Consider the following 25,790-nt stretch of genomic DNA (forward strand, 5'->3'; position numbering starts at 1 on the left):
CGCACCTGGAGTTCGTCTCATGCCGCTGCCTGCCATCGCGCCGATTGCTGCGCAAAAACCGGATGTGCGGGGATTTTACCACGCGCGCACCGGAAGCGTTCAATACGTCGTGTCCGATCCGCAGACAGGCGCGTGCGCGATTATCGATCCGGTCATGGATTACGACGAGAAATCGGGGGCCACGGCCACCGTGCAGGCCGATGCCATTCTCGCCTATGTGGCGGAGCGGGAGCTCTCGGTCACCTGGATCCTCGATACGCACCCCCATGCGGATCATTTCTCTGCGGCGGCCTATCTGAAGGAGAAAACCGGCGCGCAGACCGCGATCGGCGAGCGCGTCGTCGATGTGCAGCGGCTTTGGAGCGGGCTCTACAATCTGCCGGGCCTTGCCGCGGACGGCTCGCAATGGGATCGGCTGTTTTCCGACGGCGATACGTTTCGAATCGGTGCGATCGATGGACGGGTGATGTTCTCGCCGGGGCACACGCTGGCCTCGATCACCTATGTGATCGCAGATGCGGCCTTCGTGCACGATACGTTGTTCATGCCCGACAGCGGCACCGCCCGCGCCGATTTCCCCGGCGGCAGCGCTGCCCGGTTGTGGAACTCGATCCAGGCAATCCTGTCGCTGCCCGATGAGACGCGCGTCTTTACCGGACACGATTACCAGCCGGACGGGCGGCCGCCGCTTTGGGAAAGCACCGTCGGCGCCCAGAAGCGGGACAATCCGCATGTGGCCGGACGCAGTGCCGACGATTTCATCCGCCTGCGCGAGGCGCGCGATGCGACCTTGCCGATGCCGAAGCTCATCCTGCATGCGTTGCAGGTCAACATCCGCGGCGGCAGGCTGCCCGAGCCGGAGGACAATGGCAGGCGTTATCTGAAAATTCCGCTCAATGCGCTGAGCGGTGCTGCGTGGGAGTAAGGACATGACCATGACACCGAATGTCGCCCTGCCGCGCCTGCGCGCCGATATGGCCGCGCGGGCATCGGAAGCCGCGGATTTCCTGCGCATTCTCGCCAATCAGAACCGGCTGATGATCGTCTGCACGCTTGTCGAAGGGGAGCGGTCGGTGAGTGAGCTTGAGAGCTTGCTCGGCATTCACCAGCCGACGCTATCGCAGCAACTGGCTGTCCTTCGCGATGGCGGTTTCGTCGAAACGAGGCGGGATGCCAAGCAGATATTCTACCGGCTGACCGAAGACAGGGCGGCGCGCCTGGTGACGGTGCTCTACGACATTTTCTGCGCTGACGGAGACCGCATATGACCGGATACCTGATCTCGCTGTCGGGCGGACTGCTGATCGGCCTCTCGGCGGCCATCCTGATGCTGGCAAACGGCCGCGTGGCCGGCGTCAGCGGCATTGCCGGCCGGCTGCTGCAGGGCAGGCAGTCGACCGTCGGTCTTGCTTTTGTCACCGGCCTTGTGCTCGGCCCGGTCTGCTACCGGGCACTTGCCGGCTCCTGGCCGGCGGTCACCATCCAGGCCACGACGCCGCTTCTGATCGTTGCCGGCCTGCTCGTCGGCTTCGGCACGCGGATGGGCTCCGGCTGCACCAGTGGCCATGGCGTTGTCGGGTTGGCGCGCCTGTCGCCGCGATCGCTCGTTGCCGTCGCGACATTCCTGACGACGGCGGTGCTGACCGTATTCCTGATGGGAGCCTTTTCATGAGAAATCTTGCCGGATCACGCGTGATCGCAGCCCTGGTTTCCGGGCTTGTTTTCGGTCTCGGCCTGTCTTTGTCGGGAATGCTCGATCCCGCACGTGTGCGTGGCTTTCTCGATGTCACCGGCGCCTGGGACCCGAGCCTTGCCTTCGTTCTCGCGGGTGCGGTCGCGGTCGCGGCTTTGGGGGCGATTCTCGCCAAACGCATGGCAGCGCCGATGCTTGACGACCAGTTCCATTTGCCGCAGGGCCGGCTGATCGACCGCCGCCTTGTCGCCGGTTCCGCCATCTTCGGCATCGGCTGGGGTATCGGCGGGCTTTGCCCCGGACCGGCGCTGGCGTCGCTGTCGCTCGGATTGCCGGCAACAGTCTGGTTTGTCGTTGCCATGCTGGCGGGCATGATCGTTCACGACCGTTTTGTGGCGCCAAGCACATGAGCGCCACCCTTCTCGCCGCGCTCGGTTCGGGTGGCGTCGTCGGCTTTACCCTCGGTCTGGTCGGCGGCGGCGGCTCTATTCTTGCCGTGCCGCTGCTGCTCTACGTGGTCGGTGTCGCCAATCCGCATGTGGCGATCGGGACCAGCGCCGTCGCCGTTTCCGTGAATGCGTTTGCCAATTTCGCGGTCCATGCGCGGGCAGGGCACGTGTGGTGGCGCTGCGCCGCGGTTTTCGCGCTGTTCGGCACCATCGCGGCGCTCGGTGCTTCGACGCTCGGCAAGGCCATGGACGGGCAGCATCTTCTGTTCGTTTTCGGTGTGGTGATGATCGTCGTCGGCGGATTGATGCTGAGATCGAAAAAAGCCGCCGAACCCGCCGGGCGTCCCGTTGATCTGCGGATGTGCCTGACAACGGCGCTGGTTGCCTCGGCGACGGGCGCCGCGTCCGGCTTCTTTGGCATCGGTGGTGGGTTTCTCATCGTGCCGGCGCTTATCCTGGCAACGGGAATGCCGATGATCCAGGCCGTCGGTTCGTCGCTGCTGGCCATCGGCGCGTTCGGGCTGGCGACGGCGTTGAACTATGCGGCCTCCGGCCTGATCGATTGGGCCGTGGCTGCGGAATTCGTCCTCGGCGGGATATTGGGCGGAATCGGCGGGACGGTGCTCGGTTCACGCCTTGCGCGGCGCAAGGCGGTTCTCAACCGTATCTTCGCAATCCTGATCCTGGCCGTTGCACTCTATGTCCTTGCCCGCAGCGCCTTGGCGTTCTGATCCGCTCGAGCGAGACGAATTTAGTGGCAGCTGCCTATTTTTGTGATGCCGGGGTGAACATTGCTGCGGAAAGGTCCATATAAGGCATCTCTTTCCGCACGAGTCCCTCCGGAACCCCATTCATGGCGCCCATCGTTTCCGTTTCCAATCTGGTGAAAACCTATGCGTCCGGCTTTCAGGCGCTCAAAGATGTCAGCCTCGAGATCGAGGAGGGCGAAATCCTTGCACTGCTCGGGCCGAACGGCGCCGGCAAGACGACGCTGATCTCGATCATCTGCGGCATCGTCAATCCGACGAGCGGCGAGGTTAGGGTCGGCGGTTACGACGTGATCCGGGATTTTCGCGAGACGCGCTCGATCATCGGGCTGGTGCCGCAGGAACTGACGACCGACCAGTTCGAGACCGTCTGGAATACCGTGTCCTTCTCGCGCGGCCTGCACGGCAAGAAGCCGGACCCGGCGCATATCGAGAAGGTGCTGAAGGACCTATCGCTCTACGACAAGAAGGACAACATGCTGCGCGAGCTTTCGGGCGGCATGAAGCGCCGGGTGCTGATCGCCAAGGCGCTCAGCCACGAGCCGCGCATTCTGTTTCTCGACGAGCCGACGGCGGGTGTCGATGTCAATCTGCGCAAGGACATGTGGCAGGTGGTCGAACGGCTGCGCGCGACCGGCGTGACGATCATCCTGACGACGCACTACATCGAAGAGGCGGAGGAGATCGCCGATCGCGTCGGCGTCATCAATGGCGGCAAGATCCTCTTGATCGAGCAGAAGAACGAGCTGATGAAGAAGCTCGGGCGCAAGGAATTGCGTGTCGATCTGCAGGAGCCGATCTCGACCATCCCCGAGACGCTGTCCGGCTACGAGCTGACGATCGAGGACGACGGGCACTCGCTGATCTACGACTATGACACGGCAGGCGAGCGCACCGGCATCACGACGCTTTTGACGGCACTGGCCGAGGCCGGGATCAGGCTCAAGGACATCTCGACACGGCAAAGTTCACTCGAGGATATTTTCGTCGAACTGGTGGGAGCACGGGCATGAATTTCGAAGCGGTCCGGTCGATCTATTTCTTCGAGATGGCGCGCACGAGGCGGACGCTTCTCCAGAGCGTCGTCTCGCCGGTCATCTCGACCTCGCTCTACTTCATCGTCTTCGGGGCGGCCGTCGGCTCGCGCATCCAGGAGATCGACGGCGTTTCCTACGGCGCCTTCATCACCCCCGGCCTGATCATGCTGACGCTGCTGACCCAGTGCATCGGCAACGGTTCGTTCGGCATCTACTTTCCGAAATTCACCGGCACGATCTATGAAATCCTGTCTTCGCCGATCTCCATGACCGAGATCGTGCTCGGCTATGTCGGGGCGGCAGCGACCAAGGGGTTGATGATCGGCACGATCATTCTGGGAACGGCGGCGCTGTTCGTGGACCTGCATATCGCCCATCCCTTGGTGATGATCCTATTCTTCGTGCTGACGGCCATCACCTTCAGCCTGTTCGGCTTCATCATCGGCATCTGGGCCAAGGATTTCGAGCAGCTCAACCTGATCCCGATGCTGGTGATCCCGCCGCTGGTCTTCCTTGGCGGCAGCTTCTATTCGATCGACATGCTGCCGCCCTTCTGGCAGGCGGTCAGCCATTTCAATCCGGTGCTCTACCTGATCAGCGGCTTCCGCTGGAGTTTCTTCGAGATCGCCGACGTCAATCCGGTGGTGAGCTTCACGATCATTGTCGTGTTTCTGGCGGTGCTGATGGGGCTGCTGACGTGGATATTCAGGACGGGGTATCGGTTGAGGAATTAGTCGGGTAGCGAATAGTGAGTAGCGAATAGCGAATAGAACATTGCCAAACGGCATAGGCATTCGCTATTCGCTATTCGCTATTCGCTAAATCTAATCCCTCAACCTCAACTCATCCGTCTGCATCTGCAGGAAACCCAGTGTCGACAAGAAGCTCATGCCGAGCAGGCTCTGGTCGAGCTTGCCTTCCTCGGCGACGCTGGCGCGGATGTTGTTGCGGACGATCGGGCCGATCGCGACTTCGGCGAGCGTGACCGGTGCAGCGCGTGCGGTGCCGTTGGCGGTCAGCACGGTCTGGGTGTAGGTGAGGCCGGCCGGGTTTAGGCCCAGTTTTTCTGCATCCTCGTAGGACAGTGCCACGGTGCTGGCGCCGGTATCGACCAGCATCTGGACGCTTTCGCCGTTGATCGTCACCGGCGTTTCGAAATGGCCGTTCAAAACCTTGTGCAGCACGACCTCCTGGCGGCCCTCATTGTCGACGAAGACCGTGGCACGACCGGGGATGAGGCCGCCCGCCAGGCGGTCGCCGAAGGACTGCAGGTCGTTGCGGTAGAGATAGGCTGCGGCGAGCGCGAGAATGATCAGCACCCAGATAGCGAACTGGCGCAGGCTCTGGCCGAAATTACGCCGGCTTCGAACTAGGCCCGCGGCGACCAGCGCCCCGATCGCGCCGAGTGAGACGAGACGGCCGAAATCATCGTTCATGATGCCGAAGGTGCGGCCGCTGTCATGGTTGAGGATGAGGAAGACAAGCCCGACCGCCAGAATGCCGAGAAGGATGGTCAGCTTGTTCATTCGCTAGCGACCCGTTCGCGCGCCATGCGGGTCCGGCGTGTTTCGCGGCGCGGCTTGCGCTCCACCGTTTCAAGCCGGACAGGCAGGATTTCCATGATGTTCCGGCGTTGCTCCGTCGTGTAGAGCGTCCAGGCGCCGATCTCGTCGCGCGTGCGGCCGCAGCCGAAGCAATAGCCGGTTTTCATGTCGATCGAACAGACGAGAATGCAGGGCGATTCCATAAAGGGTGTAACGTCCGATTAAGAGCGGTTTCAAAACTATATCGGCGTTTCAAACCGCCAGCGCAAGGGCGGCGAGAACCGCGATTTCGCTCAGTTGCTGTGTGGCGCCGATCGTGTCGCCCGTATGGCCGCCGATCTTGCCGGCGACGATTTGGCTGAAGGCAGGAACGGTCGCGGCGAAAGCTGCAATCGCCAGCACCGCGGCAAGCAGCGACACGCCCGAGAGAAGCAGAAGAAGGGCCGCCGAAACCACGCCCAGAACGAGCGCGAAGGTAACCGCCGCTGCCTCCGGCTCGCCCGCCGATGCGGCCACGCCGTCCTTGCGGGCGGGCGGCAGTTTCGACCAGTGCCAGACCATAGCGGTGCGGCTCAGCGCAGCCGTGGCGAGCAGCAGCAGTCCGGCACCGCTCGGCGACATCTGCGGCAGCACCGCGGCGAGCGCCGAGACCCTAAGGCCGAAGGACAGGATGAGCGCGACCGCGCCGTAGGAGCCGATGCGGCTGTCCTTCATGATGATCAGTGCGCTTTCCTTCGTCCTGCCGCCGCCCAGCCCGTCGGCGGTGTCGCTGAGGCCGTCCTCGTGCAGGGCACCGGTGATCAGCGTCTGGATCGTCACGGCGACAAAGGCGGTGAAGAGGGGCGCTGCCTGGATGGCGCTGAAGATCGACACGATGGCGGCGGCGGGCAGCATGATCAGCAGGCCCGCCATGGGAAAGGCGCGCACGGCGCGGCTGAGGCGGCCGTCGAAATTGACGAAATGCCGTTGCGGCATGTGGATGCGGCTGAGGAATGCGACCGAGCGCGCCACGTCGTCGATGAAATCGCGGATATCGAACATTGATGCTCCCCCAGCCGCTTCGCCGCCGCGAATCGATCTTTTGCTGCTGATCATGCGACGGCGACACCAACAGGCGCAAATGCCGTTGCCGGATTTGTCATCGCGCTCTATGAGGAAGCACCGTTGCGGGTGAAGCATCCGCTGACGACGAGACGACAAGAGGATACCGACATGAGTGCCAGCGGCCTGCCGTTCGACGATTTCCGTGAGTTGCTGCGCAACCTGCCCGGCCCCGACAGCGCGGCGCTGGTGGCGGCGCGCGAGCGCGACGCGCAACTGACCAAGCCGCCGGGTGCGCTCGGCCGGCTGGAGGAAATCGCCTTCTGGCTTGCCGCCTGGACGGGCAGGGCACCCGCGGTCAACCGGCCGCTGGTGGCTATCTTCGCCGGCAATCACGGCGTGACGAAACAGGGCGTGACGCCTTTTCCGTCCTCGGTGACGGCGCAGATGGTCGAGAATTTCGCAGCCGGTGGTGCCGCCATCAACCAGATCTGCGTCAGCCATGATCTCGGGCTGAAGGTGTTCGACCTGGCGCTGGATTACCCGACCGCCGATATCACCGAAGAGGCGGCCCTTTCGGAGCGCGACTGCGCCGCCACGATGGCTTTCGGCATGGAGGCGGTTGCCGGCGGCACCGATCTGCTCTGCATCGGCGAGATGGGCATCGGCAATACGACGATCGCGGCTGCGATCAATCTGGCGCTCTATGGCGGCACTGCCGAGGATTGGGTCGGCCCTGGCACCGGTGCGCAGGGCGAGGTGCTGGCCCGCAAGATCGCTGCGGTCGAAAAGGCGGTAGCGCTGCATGCCGACCATCTGTCTGATCCGCTCGAAGTGCTGCGGCGCCTCGGCGGCCGCGAGATCGCCGCCATGGCCGGCGCGATCCTTGCAGCGCGCATGCAGAAGATCCCCGTCATCATCGACGGCTACGTCGCAACGACGGCCGCCGCCATCCTGCGTGCCGCCAATCCGGCTGCGCTCGATCACTGCCTGATCGGTCACGTCTCGGCCGAGCCCGGCCACATGAAGGCGATCGAGATGCTCGGCAAGACGCCGCTTCTGGCACTCGGCATGCGGCTCGGCGAAGGCACCGGTGCAGCCCTTGCCGCGGGCATCGTCAAGGCCGCCGCCGCCTGCCATTCGGGCATGGCGACGTTTGCCCAGGCCGGCGTCAGCAACAAGAGCTGACGGGCGTCCAAGGTAATTGCCGCCGGTTGCAATGATGAGATGCGGCCGGGGGGGATGCCGGGATTCGTTGCCGATCCGACATGAAAGCCCGCCTACACCGTTAATTGCGACGCTTGCCGCCATCGTCCGGCCATGATGGGGCTTGATACCGCACGCCTTCTCACTTATGCGGATGCGGCGATCTGACGACAACCGCAGCCGTTTGAAAAGACGAACATTCAGGCCGGTGTCAGAATTGCATGCTCGATGCATTCGCTCCGCGCGGCGCTAGGAGCGAACATGTATCTGGACAGGGACTTTCGTGGAATGGGCAGTGAAAAGCCGGTAAAGAAGCACACGGGCATCCGGCATTTCTTCGCCGCTGCGAGCTACTCGCTGGGGGGCGCCAAGCGCCTGTTGAGCGAGGCCGCGTTTCGCCATGAGCTCATCGCCTTTGCGATTGCCATGATCGCCTTCGTCATCAGCGGCGCGACCTTTTTCCAGTATGTCGCGATGCTGGTGTTGTTCCTGCTGATGATCGCTTTTGAAGCGCTGAACACGGCAATCGAGGAGATCGTCGATCGCGTGTCGCCGGAAATCTCCGAGATGGGCAAGAATGCCAAGGATCTCGGCTCGCTGGCCTGCCTCTGCATGATCCTCGCCAATGCAGGCTATGCGGGCTATGTGGTCTTCCTTTCGAAGCTTTTCGCGATATAGAGCACGCCCGGCGTTTTATTCCCGGCCACGCGGTCAAATTAAATTGAGCGGCGGCGGTGCTCGCCGACACTGATAAAAGTTGACTAAAGCAATCATAATTCTATACCGGAGCCGCCGGGCAGGATGGTCCGGCCAAACATCTTGAGAGGCTGCCATGAAAATTTCGCTCCCGGGTTCCGCACGTGGGCTCGCGCTCGTGACTGTGCTGTTCGGCGCATCGATGCTCGCTTCGACCGCGGCCAAGGCCGACGATATCGGGATTGTCGTCTACAATGCCCAGCATGAGAGCCTCGGCGTCGCATGGGCCGAAGCCTTTACCAAGGAGACCGGCATTCCGGTGACCTTGCGCAAGGGCGGCGACATGGAGTTCGCCAACCAGATCGTCCAGGAAGGTGCGGCATCGCCGGCCGATGTGTTCCTGACCGAGAATTCACCGGCCATGTCGCTGGTCGACGGAGCCGGGCTGTTCGAGCCGGTCGCCGCTGACACGCTCAAGCAGGTGCCGGAGAATTTCCGTCCGTCGAGCGCTCACTGGATCGGCGTTGCCGCCCGCTCGACCGTGTTTGCCTATGACAAGACCAAGCTGAGCGAAGACAAGCTGCCGAAGTCGATGCTCGATCTGGCCGATCCGAGCTGGAAGGGCCGTTGGGCTGCGTCGCCTTCCGGCGCCGACTTCCAGGCGATCGTCAGCGCGCTTCTTTCGCTGAAGGGCGAGGAGGCGACCGCTTCATGGCTGACGTCGATGAAGGAAAACTTCACCGCCTACAAGGGCAACTCCACGGCGATGAAGGCGGTCAATGCCGGTGAAGTCGAGGGCGCGGTGATCTATCACTACTATTATTTCGGCGATCAGGCGAAGACCGGCGAGAACAGCAAGAATGTCGCGTTGCATTATTTCAAGAACGAGGATCCGGGCGCCTTCGTCAGCATTTCCGGCGGTGGCGTGCTTGCCTCCAGCCAGCACAAGGAAAATGCCCAGAAGTTCCTGAAATGGGTGACGGGCAAGGGCGGCCAGGCGATCCTGCGCGACGGCAACTCCTTCGAATACGCCGTCGGCAATGGCGAAGCATCGAACGCGGCGCTGCCGGCGCTGTCCGATCTGCAGTATCCGAAGGTCGATCCGGCGGCGCTCAACAGCGCAAAAGTCACAGACCTGATGACGGCGGCCGGTCTGCTGTGATAGGCAGGGCTTAAACCTGAACGGAACGCTCCGGTTAGGTATGTGATCGGAACTACCGGTGATGTTCGCAGCGGTTCGGGACGGGCGGCTGCGAATGTCTTTTGGTTTGAAAGCAGAGATTTTGAGCGCCACCGCGTTTCATGCCGAACCCTCTTCCGCCCTGCGGCGGTTGTTTGCCACCGCAAGAGGCAGCTCTCGGGTTCCCTACCTCTGGGTCACGATCTTCGCGGCCCTCGTTTCGCTCGTCAGTCTGGTGCCGCTCGGCTTCATCGCCTGGATCACCGTGCAGACCGGCTGGGAAACCGCGTCAAAGCTGATTTTCCGCGCTCGCGTCGGCGATCTGCTGATCAACACGGCGCTGCTTGAACTCTGCACCATTCCGCTGACCATCGTGCTTTCGGTCGCGCTCGCCTGGCTGACGGAACGAACCGATCTGCCCGGCGCGCGCCTCTGGGCGTGGCTGGCGGTGGCACCGCTCGCCGTCCCGGCCTTCGTGCATAGTTATGCCTGGATCAGCCTTTTCCCGGGCCTGCACGGCTTGCCGGGCGGCGTGCTGGTCTCAGTGCTTGCCTATTTCCCGTTTCTCTATCTTCCCGTTGCCGCGCAGCTCAGGCGTCTCGACCCGGCGATCGAGGATGCGGCAGCCTCGCTCGGGCTCAATCCGTGGCAGGTCTTTTTTCGTACCATCCTGCCACAGTTGCGACTGGCGATCTGCGGCGGCTCGCTTCTCGTGGGCCTCCATCTTCTGGCCGAGTACGGTCTCTACGTGATGATCCGCTTCGACACGTTCTCGACCGCGATCGTCGACCAGTTCCAGTCCGCCTTCAACGGCCCGGCGGCGAACATGCTGGCCGGGGTTCTCGTCGCCTGCTGCCTGCTGCTTCTCGGCATCGAAGTGATCCTGCGTGGCGGCGAGCGTTATGCCCGTGTCGGTTCAGGTGCTGCGCGTCCGGCGGACACGAGGCGGCTCGGCTTAATGATGGTTCCGGCGCTTGCGCTCAACATCGTTACGGTTGCGCTTGCGATCGGCGTGCCCTTCGCCACCTTGACGCGCTGGCTTTATATCGGCGGCGCCGAGATCTGGCGGATCGATCTCGTCGGTGGCGCGTTCGGGCAGACCGTCGTGCTGGCCGTCGCCGGTGGCGTGCTGGCAACGATCGCCGCAGCGCCGATGGCCTGGTTGTCGGTGCGCGCGCCCGGCCGGCTGCAGCGGATTTTCGAAGCCTGCCATTATTATGTCGGCTCGCTACCCGGCGTGGTGGTGGCCTTAGCGCTGGTGACGATCACGGTGCAGCTGATCCTGCCGCTCTACCAGACATTCGCGACGCTCTTCCTTGCCTATGTGATGCTGTTCCTCCCCCGCGCCATGGTTGGTCTGCGCACCAGCATCGCGCAGGCGCCGGTCGAACTTGAGCGGGCGGCGATGGCATTGGGGCGCACCCCATTCCAGGCGGTTCGCCAGACGACGATGCGGCTGGCAGCACCCGGCGTTGCGGCAAGTACGGCACTGGTGGCGCTCGGCATCACCAACGAACTGACGGCGACGCTGATGCTGTCGCCAACCGGCGTCGAGACCTTGGCCACCAAATTCTGGTCGCTCACCAGCGAGATCGACTATGTCGCGGCGGCGCCCTATGCGGTGATGATGGTGCTTTTGTCGCTGCCGCTGACCTTCCTACTCTACATCCAATCCAGACGGGCAGCCGGACAATGACGTTTCTGACCATCGACACGATCAGCAAATCCTACGGCCCGACAGTGGCACTGGACGCGATCGACATGAAGATCGAGGCGGGCGGCCGCACCGCGATCGTCGGACCCTCCGGCTCCGGCAAGACGACGCTTTTGCGCATCATCGCCGGTTTCGAGACCCCCGATGTCGGCTCGCTGGTAGTGGACGGAAGACCGTTGGCGGGCAATGGCTTGCTCGTGCCGGCTCACAAACGCGGCATCGGCATTGTTTCGCAGGACGGAGCGCTCTTCCCGCATCTGACGGTGGCCGACAATATCGGCTTCGGACTGGCCAGGAGCGCTGCGGATCGTGACCACCGGATCGCCGAACTGATGGAGATGGTCGAGCTCGACGGCGCCATGGCGGCGCGGCGTCCGCATCAGCTTTCCGGCGGACAGCAGCAGCGCGTCGCCCTGGCGCGGGCACTGGCGCTGAAGCCCCGCCTGATGCTGCTGGACGAGCCCTTCTCGGCGCTCGATACGGGCTTGCGCGATACGATGCGGCGGACCGTGGCGCGGGTGCTGCGCGCCGCCGGGACGACGGCGATCCTGGTGACGCATGACCAGGCGGAGGCGCTGTCCTTTGCCGATCAGGTGGCCGTGCTGCGGCAGGGGCGGCTTGTCCAGTTCGGGCCGCCGCGCGCGCTTTACGGAAAGCCCCGGGATCGCCAAACGGCGACCTTCCTCGGCGAGGCCATTCTGCTCGACGCCGATATCGTGTCCGGCCGCGCTGAGTGCGTTCTGGGCTCGCTGTCGGTGGAAGCGTCCACGACGGTGGGGCAGGCGACCATCATGCTGCGTCCCGAACAGATCCGGCTGACGACAGCCATTGCGGGAGCGGGATCGGAAGGGCCGGTCGGGCATGTCGACGATGTGGAGTTCGGCGGCGGCGACTGCATGGTCCTCGTCCGGATCGATCGCACCGACCGCGCCATGCCGGATTTCCTGTCGATCAAATGTGTCGGTTTCGAAATTCCCGAGCCGGGCGATCTGGTGCGGATCAGCGTCCATGGCCCGGCGCATGTGCTGGCCGATTGAGTTTAGGCGAAGCTTTTCCGCCGCCGCTCGATCGCCGGTGCATCCTCGACGGCCGGAATGCTTTGCAACACGCGCTTTGACGGCAGGATGGCGATGGCTTCGGTGCCTTCGCGCAGCTTGGAGCGCAGGATGAAATCGCCATTGTGCTTGGCAAGGATCGCCTGAACGATCGGCAGGCCGAGGCCGGTTCCCTGTTCGGCGCTCTTGATGGCGATCGAGCCCTGGCCGAAAGCCGAGAGCACGACGGGGATTTCGTCCTCGGGAATGCCGGGTCCGTTGTCCTTGATGGAAAGATATTGCCCGCCGCCGGCCGTCCAGCCGACCTTCACGGAAATTTCGCCGCCGGACGGCGTGAACTTGACGGCGTTCGACAGCAGATTGAGCGTCACCTGACGCATCGATTTCTCGTCAACCCAGACCGCCGGCATGCCGTGTTCGAACTGCTCGGTGATGGTGATGTTCTTGGTGCGGGCGCGAAGCTGCACCATGCCGATGCAATCCTCGGTGATCTCGACCAGATGGATGGCTTCTTCGTTGAGGTCGTATTTGCCGGCCTCGATGCGCGAAAGGTCGAGGATCTCGTTGATCAGGTCGAGCAGGTGCTGGCCGGAGCGATGGATGTCGCCGGTATATTCCTTGTAGATCGGATTGTTGAGCGGCCCGAGGACCTCCGTCGACATGACTTCGGAAAAGCCGAGGATGGCGTTCAGCGGCGTGCGCAGCTCGTGCGACATCGAGGCAAGGAAGCGGGATTTCGCGAGGTTTGCTTCCTCGGCCCGGCGCCGCGCTTCGTCCGACATCGACTTGGCGACTTCGAGTTCGGCGATCAGGTCGTCCTTTTCGGACTGCATTGACAGGATATGGATGTTCGAACGGTGCATCCGGTTCGTCATGAAGACGAGGAAGACCAGCGACGTCGAAACGACCGCGGTCAAAGCCATGTAGCCGGGGCTGCCGGTCTTGAGCGTCAGGCCGGCCAGCACCAGCACGACCGGAATGAAGGTGAAGAGCAGGGCATTGCTGAGCAGGAAGGTGCCCATCGCCGTTGCGGCAAGCGCAATCAACAGCACGGCGCCCTGATAGAACCCGAAATTGACCTCGCCGCAGCTATCGCAATCCTGAAGCATGAAAGCTGCCCAGCAGAGGCCGAGACCGATTTGCACGATGAGGAAGCGGCGGCGCCAATGTGACACTTTTTCCGCGTTGATCTCCCGGGCCTTGGCCCGGCGCGCCAAGAGAATGCCGATGCCATGGACGCAGAGTGTCATAAGGCCCCAGGCGACGATGTCGAGGGTTTGCGAGAGATAGACGCCGACGCCGGTCACCAGAAACAGGAAGAGCGGCATGGCGATGGCGCCCTGCAGCATCGCGTCGATATGGAGCCCGAGCATCTCCCTGGCAAAACCGGACGCATTCGACGGGCCGGCCTGCAGCCGTTCGCGGGTCGCGCGCACGGCTTTCGACACAGCCTTGTTGCGATGGCTGCGCGACTTATCGACAATGATCTTGTCGGTCGAGGTGCTGACGCCCTTACTCATGATCTCAAACGCGTTAACGGAATCCATTGAACTATAAGAGGGAATCCTTAAGAAGTTGCTGAGATTTCTTGTTTTTAGAGGTGCCTTCCGTAAGGTGAGCTTATCGTTTGCGGCAATAGGGATGACCATGAAGCGTCTGGCGAGCGTCATCCGCGATCTGCTTTTGACGGCGACGATCCTGCTCTTTCTCGGGCTTGTCGTGACGCGTCTCGACACCGCGGGGCAGGAGATGGTCTCAGGACCGGTGAAGGTCATCGATGGTGACACGCTGGTGCTTGACGGCAAACGCATCCGGCTTGTCGGTATCGATGCGCCGGAACTCCGGCAGGTCTGTCAGCGCGACAATCAGCCGTGGCCTTGCGGCAAAGGGGCCAAGGACCATCTGGCCGCTCTGATCGGCGATGCGAAAACCACGTGCGAAGCGGGTGGCAGCGACCGTTACGGCCGGCTTCTTGCGGTGTGTTCGTCGGGCAGCCGCGACCTCAATGCCGCGATGGTCGGTGCGGGCTATGCCATTGCCTTTGGGGATTACGAGGCCGAGCAGGACGCCGCGCGGGAGAAGCGGCTTGGTCTATGGTCGGGCACGTTCGATGCACCTCGCACATGGCGCCAGACCCATGGTGGAATGGATGAGGTACCCCATATACCGGACGGCTGGCTGGGCACGGCGATGTCGCGGCTTGGCGCATGGTTGAAAACGTTGCTTTCAAGGCTTGGGTAATGACTGACGAACCAAGGGATGATCTTTGGGATTTGCACGCGGCGATCGCTGCCTGCCGGATCTGTCGGGACACGCCGGCGCGCGGGCCGGACCATCAGCTGCCGCATGAGCCGCGGCCGGTCGCGGTGATCTCGCCGACGGCGCGCATCCTGATCTGCGGCCAAGCACCGGGCCTGCGCGTCCACGAGAGCGGGCTGCCGTTCAACGACGCTTCCGGCGACCGGCTGAGGCTATGGCTCGAGGTGACGCGCGAGCAGTTCTACGATCCGCGCCTGTTCGCCATCGCGCCGATGGGCTTCTGTTTTCCAGGTTATGACCACAAGGGCAGCGACCTGCCGCCGCGCCGGGAATGCGCGCCGCGATGGCGGCAAGAGGTGATGGATGCCATGCCGCAGATCGAGCTTGTGCTCGCCATCGGCCAATATGCGCAAGGCTGGCACCTCGGCGACCGCTGCGGCGCGACGATGACCGAGACGGTGCGCAACTGGCGCATATACCTGGGCGCCAACAGCGGTCCGGCGGTGCTGGCCTTGCCGCATCCGAGCTGGCGCAACACCGGCTGGCTGAAGAAAAATCCGTGGTTCGAGGCCGACGTGCTGCCGGTCTTGCGCGAGCGGGTCAAAAAATTGATTTATTGAAACAATTTTCTTCCATTTAGCTATTTTCACGCTATAGAGAGAAAAATATTCGAAGGGGGCTTTTCCATGGATCGTCTTGACCGCAAAATCCTGCGTCTCCTGCAGGAGGATTCCACACTCGCTGTTGCCGACCTCGCCAAGAAGGTCGGCCTGTCCACCACGCCGTGCTGGCGGCGGATCCAGAAGATGGAAGAGGACGGTGTGATCCGCGGCCGCGTGGCGCTGCTTGATCCGGTGAAGGTCAACACCAAGGTGACGGTCTTTGTCTCGATCCGCACCAATACCCATTCCATCGAATGGTTGAAGCGTTTTTCGGAGGTGGTCGGTGAATTTCCGGAAGTGGTGGAGTTCTACCGCATGAGCGGCGATGTCGACTATCTCCTGCGCGTCGTCGTGCCCGATATTGCGGCCTATGACGCCTTCTACAAGCGGATGATCGCCAAGATCGAAATCCGCGACGTCTCGTCCGCCTTCGCGATGGAGCAGATCAAGTACACGACGCAACTGCCGCTCGACTACATGCAGATCGAACAGGCGAAGTCGAGCGAGGAGTGAGGCGTTCGGCGCAGCGGTTAGATGTTCAGCTTCTGCAGGACGGCGCTGCTCGTCAGTTCGCGGACGGCATCCTTGCCGATCCACCGCGCGGTCCGGTCTGATCCTGCCGCAGGGGTGCGGGCCAGCGACAGGGCAGGGCCATGGCAACGGGCACTGCGCTTGCCGATCTGGCGGAGTGCCCAGTTCACCGCTTTTTTGACGAAATTGCGCTCGTCGCCGGCATGGGCTTCGATCAGGGCGAGCCAGGCGAGGATGGTATCATCCGGCTCGTTCTTCAGGTGAACGGCGCTGACGGCGATCATTGCAAACGCCGATCGCCGGACAAATTCGCGCTCATCGATCGCAAATTCCGGGATGAGCGTGTTCTCGAGCCGGGCATCGACAAAGAGATCGGCGACGCCATCGACGATTTCCCAGGAGTTGAAATCGCTAGCCCATTGCCTGGCCGTCTCGAGTGTCAGCTTTCCCGGCTCGCCGGTGAAACTCGCAAGCAGCCGTGCCTCACGTATGCCGCTGTCCCACAGGGCAAGCGACCGCCCGTGATCGGGCTTGATTTTTCGCGCGACGCGCCGCAGGTCGGCATTGGAGATGCCGAGCGCTGTGGTGGTTTCGATTCCAAAACGCGCCATCCCGGCAAGGTTTTCCTCCCTCCGCAGCGACTGCAGATGGGCGATGACCGCATCTGCCGGGGAGGAAGGCGACAGAGTCATTTTTCCAGCCGCGCCAGCAGCGAGGATGTGTCCCAGCGATTGCCGCCCATCTCCTGCACGTCGGCATAGAACTGATCGACAAGGGCGGTGACCGGCAGCTTGGCGCCGTTGTTGCGGGCCTCGGCGAGCAGGATGTCGAGGTCCTTGCGCATCCAGTCGACGGCGAAGCCGAAGTCGTATTTGCCTGATATCATCGTCTTGTGGCGGTTTTCCATCTGCCAGGAGCCGGCGGCCCCCTTGGAGATGACGTCGATGACCTTCTCGATATCGAGGCCGGCCTTCTTGCCGAAATGGATGGCTTCGGCAAGACCCTGCACGAGGCCGGCGATGCAGATCTGGTTGACCATCTTGGTCAACTGGCCGCTGCCGGCAGGACCCATCAGGCCGACCATGCGGGCATAGGCGTCGATGACTGGCTTTGCCCTTTCGAAGACCTCCGGTTCGCCGCCACACATCACCGTCAGCACGCCGTTTTCGGCACCGGCCTGGCCGCCGGATACGGGGGCGTCGATGAAATGGAAGCCGCGCGCCATGGCGGCCGCATCGAGTTCGCGGGCGACTTCGGCCGACGCCGTCGTATTGTCGATAAAGACTGCGCCTGGCTTTAGGGTTTCGAAGGCGCCATCCTTGCCGATCGTCACGGAGCGGAGGTCGTCGTCATTGCCGACGCAGGAGAAAACGAAGTCCTGTCCGTCCGCCGCTTCGGCAGGTGTCAAGGCCGCGCGTCCGCCGAATTCTACTGCCCATTTTTCCGCCTTGGCGGCGGTGCGGTTATAGACGGTCAGGTCATGCCCGCCACGCGTCTTGAGGTGACCGGCCATGGGATAGCCCATGACGCCGAGACCGATGAAAGCGACCTTTGCCATTTCGAATGCTCCTGTACCGCGTGTCGCGAGAGATTTAGCGGAAATGGTCCGGAGGCGGAAGGGAGAACGCCGCCTGTGTGGCCGCATTTCATGAATATACACGGCATCAGGATGTCGGGACGAAGGAGCCCAAGGTGAAATAGGCGGCTGCACCAGCAGCGATGGCCGCAAGCGTCGCCAAGGTGAGCGTCGTCGCGTAGGGTCCTTTGCCGCCAGCGGTGAGTGCCAGCACGACTTTCGTCAGCAGGTTGACCACCACCGCGATCAGGATCGCCGCGACGGCGGTGGTAAGATCGACCGACGTTCCTGTCAGGCGTGCCGTCGAAAGCGTGATGGCGTCGAGATCCATCAGACCCGATACAGCCGCGACTGCAAAGAGCATGGTTTGGCCGATCCTGTCGACCAGAACCTTTGACACCAGGATTACGGCGCCAAGCAGGGCGCCGAAACGCAGCACCTCTCCAAGCTCGAATGGATTTTCGAGTTGAAGATCCGGCGCGCCATGCTTGCCGTTACCACGGCGGGCGATCAAAAAGCTTGCGGCCAGCATGACAAGTACGGCCGGCGCCAGCGCAATCGCCAGCGGTATCAGAAGAACGGGCGCGAGGACGACGCCGATAACGAGGACGCGGATGAGCGACAAGGCCCCGGCAATCGTGGCGCCCGAGGCCAGTTGCCGGGCGCTCTCCGGCGCATCGGCTGCGAAGCGGGCAAAGGAGAGCGTCAGCGCCGTGGAGGATGCCAGCCCGCCGGCGGCACCGGCAAACAGGATGCCGCGACTGGGCCCGGCAACACGGATGGCGACATAGCCGGCGAAGGAGATGGCGGCGATCGTGACCGTCAACAACCACAGAGTGAAGGGGTTCAAAACGTCCCAAGGATCGATGGTCTCGTTCGGCAGCAGCGGCAGAGCGACGAGCGTCATGGCCAGAAGAATGAGGGCTGCCCTGATCTCCAGCCAGGTCAATTGCTTCAGAAAACCGTGGAGGCCGCGTTTTGCGGCGAGCAACACTGTGGTCGTGACCCCGCCGGCAGCCGCGGCCCGCAAGTCGCCGACGACCGCCAACGCACCAAGCGCAAAGACGACGAAGCCCGCAACGACAGTGGTGACGCCGTAATCCTCCTCTGCCTTGGACTCTCGCAGCTTGAAAACGACGAATGCAGCGCCGAAGAGCAGCAGCAGCACCGCAGGCAGGATGGGGCCGGCGAGTGTCTGGAGATAGCCGGCAAGCCCGCCGAGAAGGCCCGAAAGGCCGAATGTGCGGATACCGGCGGTTCTGCCGCCCGAGGGCACGTCGCGGTCCTGCCAACCCCTCTCGCAGCCCACGAGCAGGCCGATGGCGAGCGCCACGCCGAGGCGCTGGAAGACTTCAACAATTTCCATTCAAAAATGATAGGGCCTTGAGGCGTTAGGGCAAGAGTGGCGCCCCGGGCTTCCGTCACCTGCGGTTCGACAGGGAACACGGGAGAATGATTTTTTACCGGAAGAGAGTTGGCAGACCGGCTTTTCCGGTATCCAGCTCGTTTTTGATATATATATTGTATATAGTTTTTATGGATTATATCAGTCTTGATGGCAGTGGCGCCGCCTATCGTGCGCCGACCAAACATCGAGAGGGATCCATCATGTTCACACGCCGACAGACATTATCGCTTTTCGGCACCGCCGCGCTCGCGGCGACGCTGCCAGGAACCGGCCGTGCCGCGTCCGAACCGCTGAAGGAATTGCGGCTCGGCTGGCAGAAGAACGGCGTCCTGGCGCTCGCCAAGGGAACGGGCGCGCTTGAGAAACACTTCGCCGAGCGGGGCATCACCATCACCTGGGCAGAGTTCTCTTCCGGCCCGCCGTTGCTCGAGGCGCTCGGCGCCGGCGCCATCGATTTCGGCCCGACCGGGGATGTCCCGCCGCTTTTCGCGCAGGCTGCCGACAGCAACCTGCTCTATGCCGGGACCTACCGCGGGTCTGCCGCCGGGTCCGCGATTCTGGTGCGCAAGGATTCGCCGATCCAGTCGATCGGCGACCTGAAGGGCAAGCGGGTGGCGTTCAAGCGCGGCTCGAGCGCCCATAACTTCACCGTCAAGGCGTTGCGCACGGCAGGACTCAACATCACTGATATCGAGGCGGCGGACCTTTCGCCTTCGGACGCGGCGGCCGCTTTTGCCAGCAACCAGATCGATGCCTGGTCGATCTGGGATCCCTACTATGCGGTCGCCGAAAAGAACCAGCAGACTCGCGTTCTGACCACCGCCGACGGGATCGTCGATAGCTGGAGCTATTTCCTCAGCAATGGCGATTTTACCGCCGCGCACGGCGACGCTCTTCTCGAAATCCTCGATGAACTGGCAAAGGTGGGGGTAGCCGCTCAGAGTGACCTTGACGGAACCGTCGCGGCGCTTTCGAAGATTACCGGAGTACCTGCGGAGATCCAGCGCGTGGCGCTGACGCGCAAGGGCTTCAATCTCGGCGACATCAAGACCGTTGGGCCGGAGGCGATCGCCTACCAGCAGGCGCTGGCCGACGAGTTCTTCGAGCTACAGATCATTCCCAAACAGCTCGCAATCGACGACATCGTCTGGAAGGGACGGGCGAGCTGAAGGATATGTCGGCATGAAATCAAAAACGGCGCACGCGTCGCGCCGTTTTTTCGTTGCCTACTCATGTCACGGGTGACTGGCGGGAGTTGCCCCAAGTTCACGACGCCGGAGCGCGGTCAGGGCCGCAGTCTTGCAATCACCAGATGGCCGGTGATCGGTTCGCCTTCTTCCATGCGCACGATGATGTCAGTGAGTTCAACGATGTCGAAGCCGATGGCGTCGAGGCGTTCGCGGACGTAGGTTTCGGCATGCGCGAAGCGCTGGTGAGGGCCGACCATGAAGGTGCGGCCGGCGAACGTTTCTGCGGGCAAGGTTTCGCTGGAAAAAACAAACAGGCCGCCCGGGTTCATGTTTTCGGCGGCACCGAAGAACAGGGCTTCCAGAGCCCCGAGGTAGGGCAGCACGTCCGTCGCGGTGATGAGGTCGAACGGCTCGTCGTCATTGTCCTCGAGGAAATCGACGACTTCGGCGACATAAAGCGTCTCGTAAAGATCTTTCTCATGGGCGATCTCGACCATGTTTTCCGACAGGTCGATGCCGGTGATATCCTCTGCCATATCGCGCAGTGCGCCGCCGGTCAGGCCCGTGCCGCAGCCGAGATCGAGCACGCGACCGAAGGGGCCGAACTTCAGCGATTGCAGGCGCTGACGCACCATCATCGGTACGTGATAGTCGAGCTGCTCGACGAGCACGTCCTCGAAGACATCGGCGTGCTGATCAAAGAGGGTGGCGACATAGGCGTCCGGGGCTTTGTCGGGCGTCTCGCCACGGCCGAGCGAGGCGATGCGAACGGCAGCGCCGCCGTGATCGTCCGGATCGATCCTCAGCACTTCTTCATAGGCTTTCACCGCCGCATCGACATTGCCGGATTTCTCCAGTGCAAGGGCGCGGTTATAGGCTTCGGCGAGGGCTTCTTCATCGATCTTCTGCATGCCGGCGTCTTTACGGCGGGCTCGTGCTTTTGGCAATGCGAAAACCCGCTTTCCAGGGCATTTTGGGGGGCGAAAAACGTTTATCGCGGCCAAAATTGAGCGCATGATGCACGAAACAACAAAAGTTTGGGAGAACGTGATCATGGACGAACTCAGCCCGGTCGAACTGCTGAAGGACGACAGCGAGGCCAAAAGCCCGCCCTTGCCGGCAACGCCACCGGAGACGATCACCGCGCTCGTCCACTATTATCGCGGCGAAATTGGCCGAATGGCGGGCTGGCGCGACCGCATCGACCGGACCTCGAACTGGGCGATCACCGTTGTCGCCGCACTGCTTTCGGTTTCCCTTTCAACGCCGGCGTCTCACCATGGCGTGTTGCTGTTTGCGATGCTGCTCGTCTCGCTGCTCTTGTTCATCGAAGCGCGGCGGTACCGCTTCTTCGACGTCTATCGCGCCCGCGTTCGCCGGATGGAACGCGGCTATTTTGCCCAGATTCTTTGTCCGCAGGCGCCATTCAAGGTGAACTGGGCGACGCCGATTGCCGAGAGCCTGCGGCGACCGGCCTTCCTGATGACCTATCGCGCGGCGGTAAGCCGCCGGTTGCGGCGCAATTATTGCTGGATGTACCTGATTCTGCTTCTGGCCTGGGCCTTGAAGATTTCATCGCCGGTTCTCCAGGCCGACGGCAGCGAGACACGGCATGTGCGCTCCTTCACTGACGTGGCCGCCAATGCTTCGCTCGGACCTGTTTCCGGCTGGGTGGTAATCGGCCTTGTTGCCCTGTTCTACGCTGCCATGGCCTATGCGGCGCTTTACAAGGAACCGGGCGCGGGCGAACTGGCACATGGCGAGGTTCATGTCTGATCGGTTGAAACATGCGGGCTGATGGCATGTGCAGGATTTCTTGATTGCGATCGGCGGCAGCTGCTGATTTTATCGCGCCTTCATTGACTGAAGGAGACGACGATGACGGATCAGCGGGTTGCAATCATCACGGCGGGCGGGTCCGGCATGGGGGCGGTATCGGCGCGCCGGCTGGCGGCGGAAGGGTATCGCGTCGCGATTCTCTCCTCCTCCGGCAAGGGCGAGGCACTGGCAAACGAGCTCGGTGGCATCGGCGTGACGGGTTCCAACCAGTCGAACGACGATTTGAAGTGCCTGGTGGATGCGGCCTATGATAAATGGGGCCGGGTAGATGCGCTGGTCAATTCGGCCGGACATGGACCTCGCGCACCCGTGCTGGAGCTGACGGACGACGACTGGCACAACGGGATGGACGTCTATTTCCTCAATGTCGTGCGGCCGACGCGGCTGGTGACGCCGATCATGCTGGAGCAGAAATCCGGCAGCATCGTCAATATTTCGACCTATGCGACCTTCGAGCCGGACCCGCTGTTTCCGACATCCGGCGTCTTCCGCTCAGGCCTTGCCGCCTTCACCAAGCTGTTTGCCGACAGATACGCGGTCGACAATATCCGCATGAACAATGTTCTGCCGGGGTTCATCGACAGCTTGCCGGAGACCGAGGAACGCCGCCAGCGCATTCCGATGGGGCGCTATGGCACATCGGAGGAAGTGGCCGAACTGGTGGCGCTTCTTGCGACCGACCGCGGCGGCTACATCACCGGCCAGAACATCCGCATCGATGGCGGCATCACCCGGTCGGTGTAGATTCTTCAAGCCCGGGGCGAGGCGTCAGTTGATGATGAACTCGCCCTTGAGCGCCCGCCAGTCCGAGGCCGAGATCAGTTTCCGGTGGACGTAGCGCACCGAATGCAGGGGGCCTTCGAGCGTTTCCTGCCAGAATTTCAGGAAGCTTTTCATTTCCGGAAAATCGGGAGCGATATCGTATTGCTGCCAGATATAGGTCTGCAGGAAGCTGGGATGATCGGGCATGCGATAAAGGATCTGGGCCGTCGTCAGGCCGTAACCCTTCAGTTGTAGTTCCAGTTCGCTTGTCATTTCGGGACCTCATTTTGCTCAATGATGGTCCCTGGAATTGAAGCACCGATTTGGTTAATCGGGAATTAACAAAATCGTCGCACTCGATAAATATTCATTAATATCAGCGTGTTAGCAGCAATCTGACGTGAGTGCTGCTAAAGCGGTCTTGACACTCAGCGCTTCAGGTGGCGGGTGATGCGGTCTTCCAGCCAGGCCCAGAGATTGCGCAGAAGCTCGACCATGATCAGGTAGAGGATCGCGGCCCAGACATACATCTGATAGTCGAAGGTGCGCGAGAAGGCGCGGCGGGTTTCGCCCATCAGGTCGAAGACGGTCACGATCGCAACGATGGCCGAACCCTTGATCATCAGGATGATTTCATTGCCATAGGGACGCAGCGCCACGATCAGAGCCTGTGGCAGGATGACCTTGAAGAAGGCGATGCGCGGCGGCAGCCCGAGAGCTGCGGCGCCTTCCGTCTGGCCGCGGGGAACACTTTGGATCGCGCCGCGCAGGATTTCCGCCTGATAGGCGGCCGTATTGAGCGTGAAGGCGAGCAGCGCGCAGTTCCAGGCGTCGCGGAAGAACCACCACAGCCCGATTGCCTCCATCTGTGGCCGGAAACTGCCCAGGCCGTAATAGACGAGGAACAGCTGGGCGATCAGCGGTGTGCCGCGGAAGAAATAGACATAGGCATAGGCGGCCCACCCCAGGATCTTGTTCTTCGACATGCGTGCGAAGGCGATCGGCAAGGACAGGAGCGCGCCCAGCGTGATGGAGCTGCCGACGAGCCCCAGGGTGACGCCGAGGCCGGAGAGGAAGCTCGGGCCGTATTTGGCGAATTTTTCCGGGTCCCAGCCGTCGACCATCAGCAGGAAGAGCCCGACGCTTGCAGCGAGCCAGACGCCGAGAGCCACGTTCCCGATAAGGCGCTGCGCTGTGAACGGACGAGCGACGCCCGGTGGAGCCGGTTGCGGCGGGATCATGGTTTCCGCGTGGCTCATCGGCCGGCCTCCGAACGTTTGGTCCAGCGTTCCAGCGCCGAAAAGACGATGGACGACAGCATGGCGAGAATAAGGAACAGCAGGCAGGCGACGGCGAAGAACTCGAAGGCCTGCTTGCTGACACGGGCGGCCACACCCGTCTGGCGCAGGATATCCGGCAGACCGATCACCGAGACCAGGGCCGTATCCTTGAGCAGCGCCATCCACAGATTGCCAAGGCCGGGAAGGGCGATGCGCACCAACTGCGGCAGGATGATCAGCCGCATGGTCTTGCCGCGATGGAGGCCGAGCGCATCGCCCGCTTCGTACTGGCCGCGCGGAATGGCCTTGAACGCCGACAGGAGCACCTCCGAACAATAGGCGGAGAACACCACGCCGAGCGCGATCATGCCGGCGACGAAGGCGTTGATCTCGACCGCGCCCTCATAGCCGAGCGAGGCGAGGAATTGCTGCACCAGGATCTGCAGGCCGTAATAGACGATAAACAGCGTCAGGAGTTCCGGCAGGCCGCGAAAGATGGTGGTGTAGATGTTGGAGGCAAGCCGCAGCGATTTTTCCTCGGACTGCTTGGCGAGCGCGATGAAGAAGCCGACCACAAGCCCGACCGGCAGGGTCGCGATCGCCAGGGTCGCGGTGATCATGAAGCCGTAGGAAATTTCATCGCCCCAGCCGGCATCGTCGCAGGCGAGCAGTGTGCCCGAGCCGAACAATCGGAAAATTCCGATGGGACCGCATAACGGGTCGATCACCGAGCCGAGCCAGGCCGCGGCGGAAGAGAGGGCGGCAAACAATCCGCTCATGCCAGAACATTCCCCTTTGAAGCGTTTTTAGATGAGCTTCTTTTTATATATTCCTTGTCAGACAAAAACGGCGGAAGGGCAAGCCTTCCGCCGTTGCATTTTCGTCATGGGCCAATGCTTTTCCCGCATATGGGCTTTTCCCGAATATGGGATGCTCGGCCGCAGTGCCGGCTCAGCTGCCGTAGACGTCGAAGGGGAAATACTTGTCGTTGATTTCCTTGTACTTGCCGTTCTTGCGGATCGCGTCGATCGCCGTGTTGAATTTTTCGCGCAGCGCGTCGTCACCCTTGCGGACTGCAATGCCGGCGCCTTCGCCGTTGATGACCGGGTCGATCGGCAGCGCGCCAAGCAGCTTGCAGCAGGCGCCGTCCGCCGTCTTCAGCCATTCGGAGAGAACGACGATATCGTCGACGACCCCGTCGATACGGCCATTGACAATGTCGAGCTTGTATTCTTCGGAGGTCGGATAGAGCTTGAGTTCCGACTTCTTCATATGCGCTTCGGCGTAGTTCGAGTGGGTCGTTGCCGACTGCGCGCCGAGCGTCTTGCCGTCAAGCGCGTCTTCGGTCGCTTCGGTGATCGGCGAATCCTTCGGAACGGCGATGGCCGGAGGCGTGTTGTAATACTTGTTGGTGAAGTCGACCTTTTCCTTGCGCTCGGCGGTGATCGACATGGAGGCGATGATTGCGTCGAACTTCTTGGAGATCAGCGCCGGGATGATGCCGTCCCAGTCCTGCGTCACGAACGTGCATTCGGCCTTCATTTCTTCGCAGAGCGCCTTGGCGATGTCGATGTCGAAGCCGGTCAGCGAGCCGTCGGACTCCAGGTTGTTAAAGGGCGGGTAGGCGCCTTCCGTGCCGATCACGATTTTTTCGCCCTCAGCCATGGCGGTGCCGGCCATCAGCGCGAATACGGCTGCCGAAGCGGCCATGGCGAGACGTCTTGAGATACGCATATTGATCCTCTCTGTTGGCTGGCGGCCGGTTTTTTCTTCTTCGCGGCCGCCGATATGCCGACCGTCGTTGCGGCCGGGCTGAGCGGATATTCCTACGCTTTAAGCGAAAAAATCAACAGGAAAGCAGCGGATCCTTCATGAAAAGTCTGAACATTGTCATGCGCCGG

General features: G+C 62.2%; 29 protein-coding genes and 1 pseudogene. 18 read left to right on the forward strand and 12 right to left on the reverse strand.

Translation table 11 applies throughout. The annotated features are described in order from the left end of the window. Positions 1–46: 46 nt before the first annotated feature. From ACSQ3F_RS15575 to ACSQ3F_RS15605, 7 genes and pseudogenes are all read left to right on the forward strand, one after another. A pseudogene (locus tag ACSQ3F_RS15575) lies at positions 47–925 on the forward strand (MBL fold metallo-hydrolase); the annotation flags it as partial. Between the two features lie 10 nt (positions 926–935). Continuing rightward, entirely contained in the window at positions 936–1,268 is a 333-nt protein-coding gene (locus ACSQ3F_RS15580) for a metalloregulator ArsR/SmtB family transcription factor (protein ID WP_436102162.1), read from the forward strand. Further along, positions 1,265–1,672 (forward strand): YeeE/YedE family protein, encoded by a 408-nt coding sequence (locus ACSQ3F_RS15585; RefSeq protein WP_436101054.1) that lies wholly within the window; start codon positions 1,265–1,267, stop codon positions 1,670–1,672. The genes ACSQ3F_RS15580 and ACSQ3F_RS15585 overlap by 4 nt, the downstream gene beginning before the upstream one ends. After that, positions 1,669–2,103, forward strand: a complete 435-nt coding sequence (locus tag ACSQ3F_RS15590) for a DUF6691 family protein (protein WP_436101055.1) — start codon at positions 1,669–1,671, stop codon at positions 2,101–2,103. The genes ACSQ3F_RS15585 and ACSQ3F_RS15590 overlap by 4 nt, the downstream gene beginning before the upstream one ends. Continuing rightward, on the forward strand, positions 2,100–2,873 hold the full coding sequence (locus tag ACSQ3F_RS15595; RefSeq protein ID WP_436101056.1) for a sulfite exporter TauE/SafE family protein: 774 nt from the start codon (positions 2,100–2,102) through the stop codon (positions 2,871–2,873). Before ACSQ3F_RS15590 ends, ACSQ3F_RS15595 begins: the two co-directional genes overlap by 4 nt. A 122-nt stretch (positions 2,874–2,995) precedes the next feature. Continuing rightward, entirely contained in the window at positions 2,996–3,922 is a 927-nt protein-coding gene (locus ACSQ3F_RS15600) for an ATP-binding cassette domain-containing protein (RefSeq protein WP_436101057.1), read from the forward strand. Then, positions 3,919–4,680 (forward strand): ABC transporter permease, encoded by a 762-nt coding sequence (locus ACSQ3F_RS15605; protein WP_436101058.1) that lies wholly within the window; start codon positions 3,919–3,921, stop codon positions 4,678–4,680. Before ACSQ3F_RS15600 ends, ACSQ3F_RS15605 begins: the two co-directional genes overlap by 4 nt. Positions 4,681–4,770: 90 nt before the next feature. On the opposite strand, the gene ACSQ3F_RS15610 is transcribed toward ACSQ3F_RS15605, so the two are convergent. From ACSQ3F_RS15610 to ACSQ3F_RS15620, 3 genes are read right to left on the reverse strand one after another with little or no spacing between them, the layout of a single operon-like run. Further along, positions 4,771–5,472, reverse strand: a complete 702-nt coding sequence (locus ACSQ3F_RS15610) for a TIGR02281 family clan AA aspartic protease (protein WP_436101059.1) — start codon at positions 5,470–5,472, stop codon at positions 4,771–4,773. Beyond that, positions 5,469–5,693 (reverse strand): DUF1289 domain-containing protein, encoded by a 225-nt coding sequence (locus tag ACSQ3F_RS15615; protein ID WP_436101060.1) that lies wholly within the window; start codon positions 5,691–5,693, stop codon positions 5,469–5,471. Before ACSQ3F_RS15615 ends, ACSQ3F_RS15610 begins: the two co-directional genes overlap by 4 nt. Before the next feature lie 49 nt (positions 5,694–5,742). Then, positions 5,743–6,531, reverse strand: coding sequence for an adenosylcobinamide-GDP ribazoletransferase (locus ACSQ3F_RS15620; RefSeq protein ID WP_436101061.1), 789 nt, complete (start codon positions 6,529–6,531; stop codon positions 5,743–5,745). A 171-nt stretch (positions 6,532–6,702) separates the two neighbouring features. On the opposite strand from ACSQ3F_RS15620, the gene cobT reads away from it, so the two are divergent. The 5 genes from cobT to ACSQ3F_RS15645 all read left to right on the forward strand — a co-directional run bounded on the left by cobT (position 6,703) and on the right by ACSQ3F_RS15645 (position 12,364). Next, positions 6,703–7,719: a nicotinate-nucleotide--dimethylbenzimidazole phosphoribosyltransferase gene (cobT, locus tag ACSQ3F_RS15625; protein ID WP_436101062.1), complete on the forward strand. Its 1,017-nt coding sequence runs from the start codon at positions 6,703–6,705 to the stop codon at positions 7,717–7,719. Positions 7,720–7,998: 279 nt separating this feature from the next. After that, positions 7,999–8,415: a diacylglycerol kinase gene (locus ACSQ3F_RS15630; RefSeq protein WP_436101063.1), complete on the forward strand. Its 417-nt coding sequence runs from the start codon at positions 7,999–8,001 to the stop codon at positions 8,413–8,415. A gap of 154 nt (positions 8,416–8,569) precedes the next feature. Next, positions 8,570–9,595 (forward strand): iron ABC transporter substrate-binding protein, encoded by a 1,026-nt coding sequence (locus ACSQ3F_RS15635; protein WP_436101064.1) that lies wholly within the window; start codon positions 8,570–8,572, stop codon positions 9,593–9,595. A 94-nt stretch (positions 9,596–9,689) separates the two neighbouring features. Then, positions 9,690–11,309, forward strand: coding sequence for an ABC transporter permease (locus ACSQ3F_RS15640; protein ID WP_436101065.1), 1,620 nt, complete (start codon positions 9,690–9,692; stop codon positions 11,307–11,309). Further along, entirely contained in the window at positions 11,306–12,364 is a 1,059-nt protein-coding gene (locus tag ACSQ3F_RS15645) for an ABC transporter ATP-binding protein (protein ID WP_436101066.1), read from the forward strand. Before ACSQ3F_RS15640 ends, ACSQ3F_RS15645 begins: the two co-directional genes overlap by 4 nt. A 2-nt stretch (positions 12,365–12,366) precedes the next feature. On the opposite strand, the gene ACSQ3F_RS15650 is transcribed toward ACSQ3F_RS15645, so the two are convergent. Beyond that, the gene (locus ACSQ3F_RS15650) at positions 12,367–13,902 is read right to left on the reverse strand and encodes a sensor histidine kinase (protein WP_436101067.1); all 1,536 of its coding nucleotides are present in this window, start codon (positions 13,900–13,902) and stop codon (positions 12,367–12,369) included. Positions 13,903–14,023: 121 nt separating this feature from the next. On the opposite strand from ACSQ3F_RS15650, the gene ACSQ3F_RS15655 reads away from it, so the two are divergent. From ACSQ3F_RS15655 to ACSQ3F_RS15665, 3 genes are all read left to right on the forward strand, one after another. Next, positions 14,024–14,623 (forward strand): thermonuclease family protein, encoded by a 600-nt coding sequence (locus ACSQ3F_RS15655; protein WP_436101068.1) that lies wholly within the window; start codon positions 14,024–14,026, stop codon positions 14,621–14,623. Then, positions 14,623–15,261 (forward strand): uracil-DNA glycosylase family protein, encoded by a 639-nt coding sequence (locus ACSQ3F_RS15660; protein WP_436101069.1) that lies wholly within the window; start codon positions 14,623–14,625, stop codon positions 15,259–15,261. The genes ACSQ3F_RS15655 and ACSQ3F_RS15660 overlap by 1 nt, the downstream gene beginning before the upstream one ends. 66 nt (positions 15,262–15,327) lie before the next feature. Further along, the gene (locus ACSQ3F_RS15665) at positions 15,328–15,816 is read left to right on the forward strand and encodes an Lrp/AsnC family transcriptional regulator (RefSeq protein ID WP_037130000.1); all 489 of its coding nucleotides are present in this window, start codon (positions 15,328–15,330) and stop codon (positions 15,814–15,816) included. Positions 15,817–15,833: 17 nt separating this feature from the next. Here ACSQ3F_RS15665 and ACSQ3F_RS15670 read toward each other — a convergent pair whose 3' ends face one another. The 3 genes from ACSQ3F_RS15670 to ACSQ3F_RS15680 are packed head-to-tail and all read right to left on the reverse strand — an operon-like array spanning position 15,834 to position 18,776. After that, positions 15,834–16,526 (reverse strand): DNA alkylation repair protein, encoded by a 693-nt coding sequence (locus ACSQ3F_RS15670; protein ID WP_436101070.1) that lies wholly within the window; start codon positions 16,524–16,526, stop codon positions 15,834–15,836. Next, entirely contained in the window at positions 16,523–17,479 is a 957-nt protein-coding gene (locus ACSQ3F_RS15675; RefSeq protein ID WP_436102163.1) for an NAD(P)-dependent oxidoreductase, read from the reverse strand. Before ACSQ3F_RS15675 ends, ACSQ3F_RS15670 begins: the two co-directional genes overlap by 4 nt. A gap of 19 nt (positions 17,480–17,498) precedes the next feature. After that, a complete protein-coding gene (locus tag ACSQ3F_RS15680) occupies positions 17,499–18,776 on the reverse strand; it encodes an MgtC/SapB family protein (RefSeq protein ID WP_436101071.1) in 1,278 nt (425 codons plus the stop codon). 242 nt (positions 18,777–19,018) lie between these two features. On the opposite strand from ACSQ3F_RS15680, the gene ACSQ3F_RS15685 reads away from it, so the two are divergent. Next, the gene (locus ACSQ3F_RS15685) at positions 19,019–19,987 is read left to right on the forward strand and encodes an aliphatic sulfonate ABC transporter substrate-binding protein (protein ID WP_436101072.1); all 969 of its coding nucleotides are present in this window, start codon (positions 19,019–19,021) and stop codon (positions 19,985–19,987) included. A gap of 116 nt (positions 19,988–20,103) precedes the next feature. Here ACSQ3F_RS15685 and ACSQ3F_RS15690 read toward each other — a convergent pair whose 3' ends face one another. Then, positions 20,104–20,919 carry a methyltransferase domain-containing protein gene (locus ACSQ3F_RS15690; protein WP_436101073.1) on the reverse strand — a complete coding sequence of 272 codons (816 nt, stop codon included), beginning with the start codon at positions 20,917–20,919 and terminating at the stop codon, positions 20,104–20,106. Between the two features lie 139 nt (positions 20,920–21,058). Here ACSQ3F_RS15690 and ACSQ3F_RS15695 point away from each other — a divergent pair, with 139 nt between their 5' ends. Together ACSQ3F_RS15695 and ACSQ3F_RS15700 are read left to right on the forward strand one after the other, a co-directional pair. Next, positions 21,059–21,784 (forward strand): DUF2270 domain-containing protein, encoded by a 726-nt coding sequence (locus ACSQ3F_RS15695; protein WP_436102164.1) that lies wholly within the window; start codon positions 21,059–21,061, stop codon positions 21,782–21,784. Positions 21,785–21,886: 102 nt separating this feature from the next. Further along, complete coding sequence (locus tag ACSQ3F_RS15700) at positions 21,887–22,591, forward strand: SDR family oxidoreductase (RefSeq protein ID WP_436101074.1); 705 nt, start codon at positions 21,887–21,889, stop codon at positions 22,589–22,591. A 24-nt stretch (positions 22,592–22,615) separates the two neighbouring features. On the opposite strand, the gene ACSQ3F_RS15705 is transcribed toward ACSQ3F_RS15700, so the two are convergent. The 4 genes from ACSQ3F_RS15705 to ACSQ3F_RS15720 all read right to left on the reverse strand — a co-directional run bounded on the left by ACSQ3F_RS15705 (position 22,616) and on the right by ACSQ3F_RS15720 (position 25,623). After that, the gene (locus tag ACSQ3F_RS15705; RefSeq protein WP_436101075.1) at positions 22,616–22,882 is read right to left on the reverse strand and encodes an usg protein; all 267 of its coding nucleotides are present in this window, start codon (positions 22,880–22,882) and stop codon (positions 22,616–22,618) included. 155 nt (positions 22,883–23,037) lie between these two features. Next, complete coding sequence (locus ACSQ3F_RS15710; protein WP_436101076.1) at positions 23,038–23,868, reverse strand: ABC transporter permease; 831 nt, start codon at positions 23,866–23,868, stop codon at positions 23,038–23,040. Continuing rightward, positions 23,865–24,668, reverse strand: coding sequence for an ABC transporter permease (locus ACSQ3F_RS15715; RefSeq protein ID WP_436101077.1), 804 nt, complete (start codon positions 24,666–24,668; stop codon positions 23,865–23,867). Before ACSQ3F_RS15715 ends, ACSQ3F_RS15710 begins: the two co-directional genes overlap by 4 nt. 172 nt (positions 24,669–24,840) lie before the next feature. Further along, the gene (locus ACSQ3F_RS15720) at positions 24,841–25,623 is read right to left on the reverse strand and encodes an ABC transporter substrate-binding protein (protein WP_436101078.1); all 783 of its coding nucleotides are present in this window, start codon (positions 25,621–25,623) and stop codon (positions 24,841–24,843) included. Between the last annotated feature and the right edge of the window lie 167 nt (positions 25,624–25,790).

The organism is Pararhizobium sp. LjRoot238, from assembly GCF_964252955.1.
GTDB lineage: Bacteria > Pseudomonadota > Alphaproteobacteria > Rhizobiales > Rhizobiaceae > Pararhizobium.

Excerpts from the sequence above, each read along its gene's own strand:
- ACSQ3F_RS15580 (WP_436102162.1), top strand. The coding sequence starts at position 936 with ATGACACCGAATGTCGCCCTGCCGCGCCTGCGCGCCGATATGGCCGCG.
- ACSQ3F_RS15585 (WP_436101054.1), top strand. The coding sequence starts at position 1,265 with ATGACCGGATACCTGATCTCGCTGTCGGGCGGACTGCTGATCGGCCTC.
- ACSQ3F_RS15590 (WP_436101055.1), top strand. The coding sequence starts at position 1,669 with ATGAGAAATCTTGCCGGATCACGCGTGATCGCAGCCCTGGTTTCCGGG.
- ACSQ3F_RS15595 (WP_436101056.1), top strand. The coding sequence starts at position 2,100 with ATGAGCGCCACCCTTCTCGCCGCGCTCGGTTCGGGTGGCGTCGTCGGC.
- ACSQ3F_RS15600 (WP_436101057.1), top strand. The coding sequence starts at position 2,996 with ATGGCGCCCATCGTTTCCGTTTCCAATCTGGTGAAAACCTATGCGTCC.
- ACSQ3F_RS15605 (WP_436101058.1), top strand. The coding sequence starts at position 3,919 with ATGAATTTCGAAGCGGTCCGGTCGATCTATTTCTTCGAGATGGCGCGC.
- ACSQ3F_RS15610 (WP_436101059.1), bottom strand. The coding sequence starts at position 5,472 with ATGAACAAGCTGACCATCCTTCTCGGCATTCTGGCGGTCGGGCTTGTC.
- ACSQ3F_RS15615 (WP_436101060.1), bottom strand. The coding sequence starts at position 5,693 with ATGGAATCGCCCTGCATTCTCGTCTGTTCGATCGACATGAAAACCGGC.
- ACSQ3F_RS15620 (WP_436101061.1), bottom strand. The coding sequence starts at position 6,531 with ATGTTCGATATCCGCGATTTCATCGACGACGTGGCGCGCTCGGTCGCA.
- cobT (WP_436101062.1), top strand. The coding sequence starts at position 6,703 with ATGAGTGCCAGCGGCCTGCCGTTCGACGATTTCCGTGAGTTGCTGCGC.
- ACSQ3F_RS15630 (WP_436101063.1), top strand. The coding sequence starts at position 7,999 with ATGTATCTGGACAGGGACTTTCGTGGAATGGGCAGTGAAAAGCCGGTA.
- ACSQ3F_RS15635 (WP_436101064.1), top strand. The coding sequence starts at position 8,570 with ATGAAAATTTCGCTCCCGGGTTCCGCACGTGGGCTCGCGCTCGTGACT.
- ACSQ3F_RS15640 (WP_436101065.1), top strand. The coding sequence starts at position 9,690 with ATGTCTTTTGGTTTGAAAGCAGAGATTTTGAGCGCCACCGCGTTTCAT.
- ACSQ3F_RS15645 (WP_436101066.1), top strand. The coding sequence starts at position 11,306 with ATGACGTTTCTGACCATCGACACGATCAGCAAATCCTACGGCCCGACA.
- ACSQ3F_RS15650 (WP_436101067.1), bottom strand. The coding sequence starts at position 13,902 with ATGAGTAAGGGCGTCAGCACCTCGACCGACAAGATCATTGTCGATAAG.
- ACSQ3F_RS15655 (WP_436101068.1), top strand. The coding sequence starts at position 14,024 with ATGACCATGAAGCGTCTGGCGAGCGTCATCCGCGATCTGCTTTTGACG.
- ACSQ3F_RS15660 (WP_436101069.1), top strand. The coding sequence starts at position 14,623 with ATGACTGACGAACCAAGGGATGATCTTTGGGATTTGCACGCGGCGATC.
- ACSQ3F_RS15665 (WP_037130000.1), top strand. The coding sequence starts at position 15,328 with ATGGATCGTCTTGACCGCAAAATCCTGCGTCTCCTGCAGGAGGATTCC.
- ACSQ3F_RS15670 (WP_436101070.1), bottom strand. The coding sequence starts at position 16,526 with ATGACTCTGTCGCCTTCCTCCCCGGCAGATGCGGTCATCGCCCATCTG.
- ACSQ3F_RS15675 (WP_436102163.1), bottom strand. The coding sequence starts at position 17,479 with ATGCGGCCACACAGGCGGCGTTCTCCCTTCCGCCTCCGGACCATTTCC.
- ACSQ3F_RS15680 (WP_436101071.1), bottom strand. The coding sequence starts at position 18,776 with ATGGAAATTGTTGAAGTCTTCCAGCGCCTCGGCGTGGCGCTCGCCATC.
- ACSQ3F_RS15685 (WP_436101072.1), top strand. The coding sequence starts at position 19,019 with ATGTTCACACGCCGACAGACATTATCGCTTTTCGGCACCGCCGCGCTC.
- ACSQ3F_RS15690 (WP_436101073.1), bottom strand. The coding sequence starts at position 20,919 with ATGCAGAAGATCGATGAAGAAGCCCTCGCCGAAGCCTATAACCGCGCC.
- ACSQ3F_RS15700 (WP_436101074.1), top strand. The coding sequence starts at position 21,887 with ATGACGGATCAGCGGGTTGCAATCATCACGGCGGGCGGGTCCGGCATG.
- ACSQ3F_RS15705 (WP_436101075.1), bottom strand. The coding sequence starts at position 22,882 with ATGACAAGCGAACTGGAACTACAACTGAAGGGTTACGGCCTGACGACG.
- ACSQ3F_RS15710 (WP_436101076.1), bottom strand. The coding sequence starts at position 23,868 with ATGAGCCACGCGGAAACCATGATCCCGCCGCAACCGGCTCCACCGGGC.
- ACSQ3F_RS15715 (WP_436101077.1), bottom strand. The coding sequence starts at position 24,668 with ATGAGCGGATTGTTTGCCGCCCTCTCTTCCGCCGCGGCCTGGCTCGGC.
- ACSQ3F_RS15720 (WP_436101078.1), bottom strand. The coding sequence starts at position 25,623 with ATGCGTATCTCAAGACGTCTCGCCATGGCCGCTTCGGCAGCCGTATTC.